The sequence below is a fragment of the Carboxydocella sp. JDF658 genome, from assembly GCF_002049395.1.
In the GTDB taxonomy this organism is placed as follows: Bacteria; Bacillota.
Map to the genome: position 1 here is coordinate 18,810 of NZ_BDLR01000050.1, position 13,328 is coordinate 32,137.

At 50.8% G+C, this 13,328-nt stretch carries 15 protein-coding genes; all 15 read right to left on the bottom strand.

Annotated elements, in window-relative coordinates; translation table 11 throughout:
• Positions 1 to 46 precede the first annotated feature (46 nt).
• Positions 47 to 532 (bottom strand): hypothetical protein, encoded by a 486-nt coding sequence (locus tag JDF658_RS09070; RefSeq protein WP_079907317.1) that lies wholly within the window; start codon positions 530 to 532, stop codon positions 47 to 49.
• Positions 533 to 585: 53 nt separating this feature from the next.
• Positions 586 to 708, bottom strand: coding sequence for a cyclic lactone autoinducer peptide (locus JDF658_RS09075; protein ID WP_079907319.1), 123 nt, complete (start codon positions 706 to 708; stop codon positions 586 to 588).
• A gap of 95 nt (positions 709 to 803) precedes the next feature.
• Positions 804 to 1,379, bottom strand: a complete 576-nt coding sequence (locus tag JDF658_RS09080; protein WP_079907320.1) for an accessory gene regulator ArgB-like protein — start codon at positions 1,377 to 1,379, stop codon at positions 804 to 806.
• Positions 1,380 to 1,382: 3 nt separating this feature from the next.
• Positions 1,383 to 2,459: an ATP phosphoribosyltransferase regulatory subunit gene (hisZ, locus tag JDF658_RS09085; protein ID WP_079907321.1), complete on the bottom strand. Its 1,077-nt coding sequence runs from the start codon at positions 2,457 to 2,459 to the stop codon at positions 1,383 to 1,385.
• A gap of 2 nt (positions 2,460 to 2,461) precedes the next feature.
• Positions 2,462 to 2,767 (bottom strand): YerC/YecD family TrpR-related protein, encoded by a 306-nt coding sequence (locus JDF658_RS09090; RefSeq protein WP_078665977.1) that lies wholly within the window; start codon positions 2,765 to 2,767, stop codon positions 2,462 to 2,464.
• A gap of 97 nt (positions 2,768 to 2,864) precedes the next feature.
• Positions 2,865 to 3,191: a YnfA family protein gene (locus JDF658_RS09095; protein ID WP_078665976.1), complete on the bottom strand. Its 327-nt coding sequence runs from the start codon at positions 3,189 to 3,191 to the stop codon at positions 2,865 to 2,867.
• A 76-nt stretch (positions 3,192 to 3,267) separates the two neighbouring features.
• Positions 3,268 to 4,509, bottom strand: a complete 1,242-nt coding sequence (locus JDF658_RS09100; protein WP_242946642.1) for an ammonia-forming cytochrome c nitrite reductase subunit c552 — start codon at positions 4,507 to 4,509, stop codon at positions 3,268 to 3,270.
• Between the two features lie 8 nt (positions 4,510 to 4,517).
• Positions 4,518 to 4,952 carry a NapC/NirT family cytochrome c gene (locus tag JDF658_RS09105; RefSeq protein ID WP_078665974.1) on the bottom strand — a complete coding sequence of 145 codons (435 nt, stop codon included), beginning with the start codon at positions 4,950 to 4,952 and terminating at the stop codon, positions 4,518 to 4,520.
• 61 nt (positions 4,953 to 5,013) lie between these two features.
• A complete protein-coding gene (locus JDF658_RS09110) occupies positions 5,014 to 7,815 on the bottom strand; it encodes an S-layer homology domain-containing protein (RefSeq protein ID WP_079907322.1) in 2,802 nt (933 codons plus the stop codon).
• A 140-nt stretch (positions 7,816 to 7,955) separates the two neighbouring features.
• On the bottom strand, positions 7,956 to 8,732 hold the full coding sequence (locus tag JDF658_RS09115; RefSeq protein WP_078665972.1) for an AAA family ATPase: 777 nt from the start codon (positions 8,730 to 8,732) through the stop codon (positions 7,956 to 7,958).
• Between the two features lie 72 nt (positions 8,733 to 8,804).
• Entirely contained in the window at positions 8,805 to 10,715 is a 1,911-nt protein-coding gene (gene cooS, locus JDF658_RS09120) for an anaerobic carbon-monoxide dehydrogenase catalytic subunit (protein ID WP_078665971.1), read from the bottom strand.
• Between the two features lie 15 nt (positions 10,716 to 10,730).
• The gene (locus tag JDF658_RS09125) at positions 10,731 to 11,312 is read right to left on the bottom strand and encodes a 4Fe-4S dicluster domain-containing protein (protein ID WP_079907324.1); all 582 of its coding nucleotides are present in this window, start codon (positions 11,310 to 11,312) and stop codon (positions 10,731 to 10,733) included.
• A 26-nt stretch (positions 11,313 to 11,338) separates the two neighbouring features.
• Complete coding sequence (gene hypA / locus JDF658_RS09130; protein ID WP_078665969.1) at positions 11,339 to 11,683, bottom strand: hydrogenase maturation nickel metallochaperone HypA; 345 nt, start codon at positions 11,681 to 11,683, stop codon at positions 11,339 to 11,341.
• Positions 11,684 to 11,700: 17 nt separating this feature from the next.
• Positions 11,701 to 12,783 (bottom strand): nickel-dependent hydrogenase large subunit, encoded by a 1,083-nt coding sequence (locus JDF658_RS09135; RefSeq protein WP_079907326.1) that lies wholly within the window; start codon positions 12,781 to 12,783, stop codon positions 11,701 to 11,703.
• A complete protein-coding gene (locus tag JDF658_RS09140; protein ID WP_078665967.1) occupies positions 12,780 to 13,322 on the bottom strand; it encodes an NADH-quinone oxidoreductase subunit C in 543 nt (180 codons plus the stop codon). The genes JDF658_RS09135 and JDF658_RS09140 overlap by 4 nt, the downstream gene beginning before the upstream one ends.
• Positions 13,323 to 13,328 lie beyond the last annotated feature (6 nt).

Consider the following 13,328-nt stretch of genomic DNA (forward strand, 5'->3'; position numbering starts at 1 on the left):
GCCACTTTGCGGCTGATTTGTCTGGAAGGCATTTCTCCCCATCCTTTTATCCACGAATCCTGCGCTGGTACAGGTCGAACCAGACTATCCGTCGGCGTCCGGTCCACCAGGCAGCCAGATAAACAGGAATCATTTGTAACTGACCAACTAAAATCATTAAACGCCAATCATTTAAAGCTTTTTGTAAAAAATTTTGTTGATTTAAGATTTTTACAACCAGTATTCCGGTAAAAATGTCAATAACTATCATGGTTAGATAGCTTAATATTGCCACAACCAGGCTAAACCAGACACGCCTCCAAACAATGCTGCCCCCTAAAGCCATCAAGGCCAAAGAAACAGGAATATGCAAACCATAAGGAAGGCCCGCGCGTTTAATCAGGGCAGCAACAACACCATCTGCCAGGGCCAGCACCAGGCCCAAGCCCAGTACCTGCAGCAATGTTCCCCGCTTGCCCAGCAAGGTAGTAAACAATAACAAATAGGCTGCTATGGCCGGCCACCAGGATAGTAACAAAACCTGTAACTGCATTTTCTCCCTCTTCTTGTTTATTTTTAAAATAGCGACAGCCCAAGAAACTCGCCCTATTTCCTCAATTTTTTCGGCACTTCGGGTTCATAGACAAACAGACTACTGGTTATATCCACATTAGCCTGTGCCAGCAACAACAGCACATTAACCAACCCGCTCAAGATCCGCTTCGACATGGGTCCATCGCCTCCTCGGAACAGGGGCCGGGCTGTCGCTATTTATACTCTCTAAATGGATTTTCGACAAAATATAGCAAAAATCCTGCTGGTATCTAAAAATATTTGCCCAGCCAGTGGTAAACAGGCGGCACTACCGTCAACCCCTGCCAGAACATACCTAAGGCCATCCCGGCAGTCAACCAGGCCGGTACTGCCAGCAGCCAGAATAACAGAATTGTGCTGACCCAGAAGATCAGGGTAACTAAAGCCCGCCGCCGCAGTTTCTCCGCCTGTTGCCGGCTGCCCAGCGGCTTGCTGGGGGCCGGCGCCGGTGCATAGCGCCAGATGGCAAGGGCAGCCAGCATGATCAGCACAGGCACTGCTGGCTCCAGTCTCTCTGCGGCCGTCCGGGTTAGCCAGGCCAGCAGAGCCATTACGGTAGTTCCTACCATAACGCAGCGCCAGGGGGCAGTGGCATGGCCACCTCCGGCCCACATGCGCAGGGTAACTGCTGGCAGAGTTACAGCCAGGGTTTCCCACCCGGTGTCCAGCAGCCAGGCCAGCAGGGCCAGGCCCAGAATATTACCGAGGGTAGTGGTAAGGATGGTCAAGGAGTAAAGGAGCACTTCCTCGTCCTCTGCCGATAGGCCCTGACTGGTGGCCAACCAGGCTGCCATTTTCTTGAGCATAGTTTATCCCTCCACTATCACTATCTCCCCTGCTGCCCGGCGCCTTCTGGCCTCAGCCAGCACTTCTGTCCAGTTCTTTTCCCTCCGCTGTAACCGTACCTCGGTATCCATCCCCTGTCTATTTACTCCCTGCCGTTCCAGAGCCAGGAGCAGCCGTTCATAGCCTATGGCAAAGCCAGTAGCAGGTAACGGCTGCCCGAAGCGGGCCAGCAGCCCATCATAACGGCCGCCTCCGCAAAGGGAGAAGCCCAGGCCGGGGGCAAAGCCTTCAAAAATTACACCGGTATAATAATCCAGCCCTCTGAGCAGGCTGAAGTCCAGGACAATCCGTTCCGCCAGGCCATAAGCCTCCAGGTAGTCCATGGTTTCCCCCAGCTCGGCCAGAGCCTGAGCCGCTTCCGGTCCCCTGGTCAGCTGCTCTGCCCGCACCAGCATCTCCCGGCCTCCCCGCAGGGTCAGCAGTTCCGCTCCCCGACCCAGCAGCTGTTCCGCCCGCACCAGGTCTTTTCTGGACACAGCGGCTTTCACTTCCCTCTCCTGTTCAGGAGTCAGGCCCTGTTCAGCCATCAGACCCTGCAGTAGTCCCATGTGTCCCAGATGCAGTTGAAATTCCTTTAAGCCGGCGGCCAGCAGGCTTTCAGCAGCCAGGGCCACTACTTCCCCATCAGCCCAGCCTCCCGGCAAGCCGATCAGCTCCACCCCGGCCTGGCCGTACTCCCGCCAGCGCCCTACCTGCGGTTCTACCTGGGTAAAAACCTGGCCACTGTAAAAAAGGCGCAGGGGCAAGGGCCACTGGGCCAGGCGACTGGCCGTCAGCCGGGCAATTGGAGTGGTCCAGTCCGACCGCAGGGCCAGAATATCGCCATTGCGGTCAATTAACTTGATGACTTCCCTGCCCTCATCATTTAGGCCCAGGCTGATGCTATCCCAGTATTCCAGGGTGGGAGTGGCCACCTCCCGATAACCCCAGAGGGCAAAAGTCCGGGTCATAACCTCCTCCAGCTGCCTGCGGCTGGCTCTTTCCCCCGGCAACCAGTCTCGCACTCCTGCCGGTATGCGCCAGAATTTTTCTTTCTCCATCTCTATTCCCCTTTCTCCTCGGCCAGACGGCGCAAAATCAGCTTATAACCATCAGCACCGTAATAGAGGGCCCGTTTGACCCGGCTGATAGTGGCACTGCTGGCCCCGGTCTGTTCCGCAATTTCCCCGTAAGTGGCATTGGCTTCCAGCAATCTGGCCACCTCCAGGCGCTGGGCCAGGGCCTGGATTTCCGCCACCGTACAGATATCCTCAAAAAACCGATAGCACTCCTCCCGGTTTTGCAATAACAAAATGGCGTCAAACAGCCGGTCAACCAGTGGATGTTCCAGTTTGGACCGATAGTTCATGGTCCCCCTCCTTCACTGCCTGTTCACCTGCCATTATACGCCATTCTCATCGCTTCTGCAATATATTAGTGTTTTAATTAGTTAAAGACAAGGGGGATTAACCCCGGGGTGCATAGAGGATAATACCAGCTCCTAGCAATGCTATGGCCGCACCCAGCCCATCCCAGAAATCGGGCTGTCTGCCATCAATCCCCCAGCCCCAGAGCAGCGAAAGGGCGATAAATACACCACCGTAAGCGGCGTAAACCCGCCCGAAGGAAGGAAACTCCTGCAGGGTGGGGAGAATACCGTAGAGAATGAGGATAGTCGCCCCGGCGATTCCATAGAACCAGCCCTTTTGCTCCCGCAAGGCCAGCCAGACCAGATAGCCACCCCCGATTTCCGCCAGACCGGCCAGAATAAACAGCATTGCTGCTTTAAACATCCCTTCACCTCTCTCTTGCTTGCTATCAAAATTATAAAGCCCTGACCGATGTTTGTACAGGTCAGGGCTACTTCTTTTACTTAACTTTTTTGATAGCCTGATTGGCCAGGTCAATAGCCTGTCCCAGGACTGTTAGCGCCTGGTCAGGGTTGTGGAAACCGCGGGAGTTTTCCGCTGCCACCCAGTCCCAGCGCCACTGAGCCTGCACGATCAAGCGCCGGGCGGCTTCCAGGTCAGCTGCCGGGCGTCCGGCTTTTTCAGCCGCGGCTACAGCCTGGTGAGCCTCCACCAGGGTTTGAGCTGCCCGCTGTTGCAACGCCCAGGTCCGGTCCTGAATCCGGTAAATCATTTCCTTGAACCATTCCGGTTTCTGAGCCCGGTGGCAAACGGCACAGGAGCGCTCCACATCTTTCAGGGGACTGGTCCACCAGTGAGAAGAATATTTGACTTTATTCTTATCCCGTAAATAGGGCATGTGGCAATCCACGCAGGTCACTCCCGCTTTACCGTGGATACCTGTCATATGAGTTTCGAATTCGGGATGCTGGACTTTTCGCAATTTGGCTTTGGAATCCGGGTGCTCCCAGTCGAAGAAAGGGCCCCCCTCATACTGGTCATAATATTTCTCGATTTGCTCCGGTTCCAGCCCGTTTTTCCAGGGAAATACCACTTTCTTGTTATCCTTGCGGAAATAATACTCCACATGGCACTGGCCACAGACATAATTGCGCATGGCCTGGCGGTTGGCTTTGGTAACATCAATCCCCCGTTCCTTCATAGCCTCCACAAATGGTGGCCGGGTAATGCGCAGGTTCATAGTTTCCGGGTCGTGGCAGTCAGCACAGCTGATGGGGACATTGATCTTCTTCCCTACTTCCTCAAAATCACTGGTAAAAAACTTATCCCCCATGTCGCGGATTAACTTGGGTACTTGCGCCGATTTGCAGGTCCAGCAAGAGGCACTGGGTTTTTTCCGTTTGGTGGCACGAATATCTTCCAGTGAATATACGTGTCCCCGTTCCTCGTTATAGTCGATACTGAAACCATAGCCTTTGAACAATTCCTTGATTTCCGGCTCTGTAGTAAATTTTGAGTATTTAACTGATCCGCCATATTTGGTGCGCTCCGCCAGTTTATTTTTTTGATAGGTCTCATATTCCAGGGGATAGACCTTGCCCCATTCGGAGGGATCATAGGTTTCTTCCTTGATAGCACCTTTCTTGATTTCCGGTCCCTTTGGCCCCTCCGGCCCGGCACAACCGGCAGCCCAGAGGACCAGGCCAGCTAAAACCAGCAAGATTATTCCTTTAGTGCGCATTGAAAAATTCATCCTTCTTTCACCCTTTCCAGCATTTGTCCATGCGGGGTTCCCCGGTGACAATTCCAGCATTTCTGTTCCGTATTGATTTTCTGCAATGTCCCTTTATGACAGCGAATACAATTGGCCTGAATCACTTCCTGGCTCTGAGGAGTAGCCCGCAGCACCGCCGGAAACTGTCCCGTAGTATTGCGATAAATATGCCCCAGGCCAGCCTTGCTTTTAAACCACCATTTCCGGGGCCACTCATGGGGAGCATGACAGTCATTACACCCTACTCCTTGATGGACCGAACTTGCCCAGGTGCGATATTCCCCCTGCATCAGATGACAATTGGAACAAAAGCGGGGCCTGTCCCCATAGGCAAAATTAATAGTCAATAAGAGCCCGATGATTACAACCGCCAGCAGTGTAAAAAAGGCAATGCGATAGCGATTTTCCACAGCCTTTCACCTCCTGGCATTAGTATGAGCAAAAAAAGAAGCCTCATGCACAGGCATGAAGCTAATTGCTGCCCAGAATTTTTTCTGTTTCCTGCCAGACAGTGGCCCAGACCAGAGAATTGTGGTGACTTTCCCAGTGATAATATTTCTCCGGAGTGCGCAGGAGGTAACGCTTGCGGGCCGGAATACCCTGCGCCAGAGCATTGGTATTGCCCACCACCCAGTCTCCGGCTTTTTTCAAAGCTGCTACCTCCTCGTCAGCTATTACCAGTTTTTCCGTCCAGGAATTGTACTCAGTTGCCAGCGGAATATATGGTACTCCCAGCGGCTTGCCCGTCAATGGCTGACAAATGCGCTTCAGGGGCTCTCTTTCCTGGACAACAAACAATTCACTATCCGGGGCCAGGTCATTGTAAAAACCGCTCAGCAGTGACCAGCCCCAGTGCGGGGTTCCCAGTGTGAAAAGCCCCAGCACCGGTCGCCCCCGGAACAGACTGTGCTCCACTACATAACGGGCCACCAGCCCTCCTTTACTATGGCCTAATAGCAGATAACAATAGCTTTTGCCATAGGGATGTCGCTTTTTTTCTTCAACTGGTAAGGCTGCGGCCAGACTGGCCGCCACCCTGCTGACATGTTCTGTTGAAGGATACTGATAGGCAAGTACCTGCTCCAGATTATAGCCCATTTCCCGCCAGTAACCCAGGAAACTGTCAGGAGCGATATGCTCCCTGTCTTTATACATTCCCCAGATAGTGCGGTCAGAAAATAAACCATGCAATAATACCAGAATCGGCCAGTCCGGTACCTGGGGCCTGGGATCCTCCTTGTCCGGCAAGCCATCTCCATCTGTATCCGGGAATAAAGGATTGGACTGAATATTATACCCTGGAACTGCCATCTGTGCTGTCAACCCGAAAGGTTTGGCCTGGCTGATACCCATTTCCTCTCCATCAGTTAAGCCATCCCCATCCGTATCTGCTCGCTCCGGATCGGTAAAAATAACCTGGCCGTATTGGGTCAACAGGCCCTGCCTTTCTTCCCCATCAGGCAAACCATCTCCATCCCTGTCCTCTGCCGGAGCGGGGGGATACAAAGCCAGCAGTTCCTCCCCATGCCAGTCATCCTGATACTGACCACCACTGGCTTCCGCCAGGTCCCGCAGCACTCCATGCACCCCAACGCCCAGGCCCAGGGTGTGAATCCTGATCCCACTGCTACCTGACTTCTCGCCCAGTTCCCATAATACCTCCGGTCGGGTATTGTGTCCCTCTGTAAAAAGGACAATGGATTTTTCCGCTTGCGGGCGGCCTTCCCTGAGCATGTAATCTATCCCCGCTGCCACTGCCCCCTGCAGATCAGTATCCCCATCACTGCCGATCCCGGTCAGGGCAGTCCGGATCCTGGCCTTATCCACGGTCAGTGGTACTAATAATTCAGTTTTTTCGGTAAAGGCCATTATTGCCACTCGATCAGCAGCCCCCAATCTCTGCACCAGGTCAGCAGCCAGTTCCAGCCGGTAGCCTTCTTTATCCACTGTACCCATGGAGCCGGAAGCATCCACCAGTAACAGCACATCCCTCTCTTTCAGTTCCTCCCGGGAAACCGCCTGTCCCAGACGCCGCCTATCTACCAGATACCAGGTGCCTGCCAGCTCCACAGCTTCCACCCGGATTCGCCCATCTTCCAGTATCCGGGGTGAAAAATACTCCATCTGCCCCCGTTCTGGCCGGTAATGGGCTACCAGCAAATTGGCCGCCCCTCCAGCTGCTGCCAGTGCCAGATCTGCCTGCAAGGTGATGCTTCCCTGTCGCCTGGGGGCAGCAATAACCTCCAGGGCCGATCCTAACAGAGCAGGATTGTTTTGCAGGGCCAAACTCTCTTTGGTCCCTTTCTCCCTGACCGCCAGCGCGTAAATCGCGGGCGCCGGCAGCAAGGCTGAAATAGCCGGTTGCAGAGGCTTGTCCGCCCTGTAATAAGTCTGCGGGTAGAGTTCCTCCCCATCACTGCGTCCATTGCCATTACTATCCCGCCGCCGCGGATCAGTCTGCAGCAGAATTTCCTCCTGGTCACTGAGGCCATCGTCATCACTATCTGGTCGCAGCGGATCTAGCCCCAGTTGCCCCTCTTCTCCATCCCTTACCCCATCAAAATCACTGTCCACAAGCTGAGCATTGGTGTTCAGCCGGACCTCCAGCCCGTCATTAAGGCCATCGCCATCCTGATCAGGAGGTGTATGGGCCGGCCAAAGGCGATCCAGCAACACCGCCACTTCGGCCCGACTGGCCGCCCGCTCCGGCTGAAAACTGCCGTCCGGATAGCCCTGGATTATGCCTGCTGTCACCAGACGCTTGATTTCCTCCTCTGCCCAGTGCCCCCGGACATCCTGTGGCAGCTTCTTACCGTCACCGCTCCCCTTTGCTGGCAGGCCCGGCAGCCGGGCCAACAAGACGGCCAGTTCGGCTCTGGTTACCTGTCTGTCAGGCTTGAAGCTGCCGTCGGGATAGCCTTTTAACAGCCCCTGAGCCTGCGCCTGTGCCAGATAAGGGGCTGCCCAGTGGCCCCGGCTGTCCCCGGGCAACACCGGCTCTTTTGCTAATGGCTGCGCCAGCACATAGCCGTTACGCAGCAGCACCACCACCAGCTCCGCCCGGCTGACCGGCCGGTTGGGCCGGAGATAAAAGCCTTCCTTTTGCCGTTCGCCGGTGAGTATCCCCCGCTCCCACTGCCGCAGCAGAACGGCTTCTGACCAGTGGCCCTTGATATCTCGCGGCATTTCTGCCGCCCAAAGCAAAGGCAGACTGTTCAGGGTCAGCAATAGCCCCAGCCAGCCTGCCAGCAGTTGCTTCAGTCTTCCGGTCAACCCTCCCGCCTCCCCTGTGATATTTTTCTCTTTTTCTCACAGGGAAGTTTATTCGGCACGATTACAGCAATTCCTTGCCAAAAATTCCAGCAAGTTTCGACATAATGGTCATATTTTTTCACCTGGTATTACGGCCGACTTCAACTGTTCAATCTTGCCAGCAACTGGTCCTTGATTGACCTGATTTCCTCAACTATCGTGCCACCGATATCATAAGGAGAAACTCCTTCCAAATCAGCCTGTTTGATATCTTCACTTAAAGAAACAAAACCCAGCAGCTCAAAATCAGCCAAACTGTCTTTAATAAAGCGAATATCCGCCTCATCAGCTATTTTACTACCTATAGCAAAGACCTTTTTGATCCCAAGATCTTCAACCAATTTCCTGATCTGGTTAGCGGTCTGAATACTTCTCCGACCTGGTTCTACTACAACTAACAAAGCATCTACCGACTCAGCCGTACCCCGACCAAGATGCTCAATTCCGGCTTCCATATCCATAATTACCACTTCGTCTCTTTCAATCAGGAGATGTTTCATTAATCGCTTAAGTAAAGTATGCTCCGGACAAACACAACCGCTGCCACCCTGTTCAACAGTGCCCATAACCAGTAATTTAACACCCTGATGTTCCAGACAATATTTCTCAGGCAAATCATCCACTTTGGGGTTTAAAATGAAAAAGGAACCATAGCCCCCATTGGCTCCGGTACGTTCTTCCGCTAACTTTTTCATTTTAGAAAAGGGGGTTATTGTTTTGTAAAGCGACTCAGGTATACCCAGAGCTGAAGCAAGGTTTGCGTCCGGGTCAGCATCTACAGCTAAAACCCGATAACCTTCATCGGCAAAAAGCCTGGCTAAAACCCCGGAAATTGTAGTTTTTCCTACTCCGCCTTTACCTGTAACTGCTATTTTCATAGTTAACCTTCCTCTCTATCAGAACAGGATTAGAGCTCCAAAGAGCCCTAATCCTGTCCCATTAACCAAAATTTAAATCCCTAAACCCTTACGTCTTTCCTTAATAGCGGCAACTAGTTTAGCAGCGGCTTGTTCTGGATCGGTTTCTACTATAAAGTAGCCACCCAGCAACTCTTTTGCTTTTTCAGTTAAAAATTCAGCCACTACCGGGGAACCCATAATCTGGGGTACTATTCCAATATGGGTTGGTATTCCCAGAGTAACTGCCCAGGTCCCAATAGCTACTGCCTTCTCCGACATAAACTCAGGAGCAGAGGCGACAAGAGGCAGTTTATCTAAATCCACTCCCAGCTTGTTAGCTATAGCTACGGCTACATTAACGGCCCTGGAATTATCTACACAAGATCCCATATGCAGTACTAAAGGCAAAGGTCCGTTTAATCCGGCTGCCTTGCCAATAGCAGTGAGTACAGCTTTCAAGGATTCACCGGCATAAGCCTCGGTTGCCTCCTGAGTCATTAAACCGGTTTTAGCAAAGGTACCGGCTCCACAACCAGTAGCCAGCATCAGGACGTTATTTTTCGCCAGCTCTTTCGCAATGGTGATAAAGTTATTGTCCTGGATCGCCTTAGGATTGTTACATCCTGCAAACAACGCAATTCCTTGAATATTACCGTTAACGATATTATCTATCAATGGCTTTAACGGGTCTTTGGCATCTAGCTTGCTTAAGGCCGCTAGAATTGCCTCGGCACTGAAACCGGCAATGGCTGTTTGCTTGTAGTCAGGAATGTTGACCTTGCGCTTATCCCGTCTTTTAAAGGCCTCAATTGCCACTTCTACGATTTTCCTGGCGCTTTCCACAGCCGATTCTTCCCGAAACTCTATGTGAGTGGCGCCAGTGATTTTATTTACAGGCATAGTGGTGATTACTTCAGTATGGAAACACTCCGCTACACTGGTAAGAGCAGGCATAATGCACTGCACATCTACGACCATCGCATCTACAGCGCCTGTAACTATGGCCATTTCCTGGGATAGATAGTTAGTAGCCAGCGGAATCCCCCGTCGCATCATCACCTCATTACCCGTACAACAAATACCCACTATGTTAATACCGTCTTTGGCCCCGGCTTTCTTGGCTTCTTCATTCATTTTCAACGCGACATCACAAATAATTTCACTAAGTAACGGGTTATGACCGTGAACCGCAATGTTAACAGCATCTTCCTTCAGCACGCCAAGGTTGGCCTGAGTAACTACCGGTTCAGGGGTACCAAATAGGACATCAGACAGCTCAGTTGACAAACACATACCGGTATAATCAGCCAGTGCTCCCTTTAATCCGCCGAGCAAAATGTTGGCTGCATCGGCATCACAACCCACATGAGTTCGGGCCATAATCTCAGCGATAACAGCATCAATGTTATGGGGCATAACCTCCAGATCTACCAGTTTTTCCACCCGTTCAGCTGTCATGGTCACTTTGGCCCAGTTACAGGGTATGCTGCGCTTTTGCCGCGAATAATCATCCAGGGAAGCCTGAGCCACTTCTTTTGCTATTTGCCGTATATCTTTGCCTGCCGGTGCCAGGTTTAATTTTTCCGCTATATTTCTTAACTTTTGCTCGTCTTTAATCCGGTACGCAGGTGCATGGCCTTCGCCAACTTCTAATAAAGTTAAGGCGATGTGGCGACCGTGATCGGAATGGGAAGCAGCACCTGCAGCCATCATTCTAGCCAGGTTGCGTGCCACTATGGTGTGGGCATCAGCCCCACAAACACCTCTCTGGGGACCATTGCCAAAAGGATCGATACGACACGGTCCCTTCCAGCAAATGCGGCAGCAGACGCCCAGCTCTCCGAAACCACATTGGGGCTTCATAACTGCAAAACGATCCCAAACAGTTTCAACTCCCGCCTTTTTTGCTAAAGGTAGCAAATAGTTGACAGCAGGATCTATGGTATTTTTCATCTTACTCATAATCTCTCCCCCTGCTTATTTCCGCATTAGGCCATGGTTCTTTGAATGAGCATGAGCCCTTACCAGTTCCTTTCCTCTGTCTTCAATAAGTTTCTTACGATAACTTTCGTAATCTACCAGCATGATTGCTTTGGTAGGACAGGCCTCTACACAGGCGCAGGTAAATTCATCGCTATCCTGCGTCCTGCTAAAACAAAGATCACATTTCCTGGCTTTACCTTTTTGGGTTCTGTGAGTACCTTCATCTGTTATGTCTTTAGCTACAATAATAGCTCCAAAGGGGCAAACCATAGTGCACACTTTACAGCCAATACAATTACTTTCATTAATTTTAACAAACCTATCCTCTTCGTAGATTGCTCCGGTAGGGCAGGCGTGGGCACAAGGCGCGTCTTCACATTGTCTGCATTGAATGGGCATAACCATGTCCTCAACTTGAACCACCGAGTTTCTTGGCTGTAATTGCAAGCCCTGGGTTACGGCAGTTTGTAGATCACAACCTGCATGAGCCACAGCACAGGCAATCTCACAATTCTTGCAACCCAGACACTTTTGGGGATCGGCGTAAATAAAGAAATTCTCTTTAGCTCTCGCCATCGAGGTTCACCTCCTTTCCGTTTGAGCTATTTTTCTACTTCCAGGTCCTCAATGTACAACTCCCTTCCGGCAACGATCTCTACAAATCTGCTCTCACATTGCGGGCACTGGAAATTGTAATTGGAAACCCGGAACACACTGGTACACTGCCGACATTTTCCCTGCAGGGGCACCCGCTCAATAACCAGCTCCGCGCCCTCGACAACGGTGTTTTGAGCATAAGCCTCAAAACAGGCAGTTAAAGTCAGATCTTCCACCGCTGTCATCTCGCCAACCTTAAGTTTCACTTTTAAGACTTTTCTAATTTGATGCTCTTTTACCTTGACATTGATAATCTGGAAAAGACTATCCACTATCGCCATCTCATGCATGGCGCCGCATCCTTTCATTATCTTTCGGTACAGGAGATACAGGGATCAATACTGCAAATAATAAGCGATATGTCAGAGACCTTATTTCCTGGCATCATCACATTGAGCGCTTCCCAGTTCATATAAGTAGGCACCCGCCATTTAATCCGTTCCGGCATATCAGAGCCGTTTGTGCGGAGATAATAAATCAATTCTCCCCGCGGCGCTTCTGACTTGGCTACAGCTTCCCCGGCAGGTATCTCCGGCAAATAATCTATACAAGTTGGACCGTCAGGCAATTCTTTTAGACATTGTTCCATGATATTGATAGCTTCCTGAATTTCCCTCAACCTGACTATGGCTCTTGCTCTAACATCACAACCATTCTCGACAGCAACATTAAATTTAATCTTGTCATAAGCAGCATAAGGACTCTTGACCCGCACATCATAATCTATCCCGGACCCTCTGGCTACAGGACCAACCACGCCATAGCGAATGGCTTCCTCTTTAGGTAAAATCCCTACTCCTTCAGTCCGAGCGCGCACAAACTTATTGTTCATATAGATGTCAATAATTTCTTCCAGTGGCTTTTTCAACTTATCTAATTGCTGCTTCAGATATTTAATCTTTTCATCGGAGAGGTCATATTTTACGCCGCCAATGCAATTTGCGGCCAAATCCATCCGATTGCCATAAACAGTCTCTTTAGCATCCTGGACTATCTCCCGTAACTCCATGACATGCATAAATAATGAATCAAAGCCTATGATATGAGCCAGCATAGCAGCATTAAACAAGTTAGAAGCTATTCTCTTTATTTCATCAGCAATAACCCTTAGATATTCAGCTCTTTCCGGAATTTTGATACCGGCAATTTTTTCAAGGGCCATACAGTAGGTAAAGGGATGGTTGTTGGAACAGAGGGAACAAACACGTTCAATTAAAGTTAGATTTTGGTAAATATTTCGCTTCATTACCAAATATTCCATACCGCGATGCACATGCCCTGCCGTTATATCCATGCCCACGATAGTCTCTCCTTCAACCTGTACCCGGAAATACATCGGTTCTTCCAGCGCCACATGCAGCGGGCCTACGGGGATTGTATAAGTGCTCATTTAATATCCCCCTCCTGGGAAATAGCTGCAAGGACCTTTTCCCACAAAGTTTTACTGGTTGCTCCATTCATAGCAACTGATAAAGGAATCAATTTATCCATTATTCCTTCATCAATAGTTTCATCGAGGAACAATCTCCTGGGATTGGGATGGCCGACCACTTCAATACCATATAATTCTTGCAATTCGCGTTCCGTCCAATCAGCACTTTTTAATATCGGAGTAATGGAATTGACTTTACCACTATCACGGGGTATTTCAATCGTAACTGTACAAGTACAACCATCCAGATCAAAATGGTAGGCGATTTCATGCCCATCTCTCTGTTGAGCATCTTTAGTTTTATAAGCTGTAATAGTAATTACCCGGCCGCCCAGGCTTGCCACTATCAAAGCCACGTTTGTAATATGGCGGTGGTCACGGAGCCTGCACCAACCAGTAACCACTCCCTTAGAATCTGTTTCCCAGCGCAAGGAGAATCCATCACCCACTACCCGGGCTAATTTTTCTGCAAATTCCTCCTGAATATCCCGCTTCATCCTGTT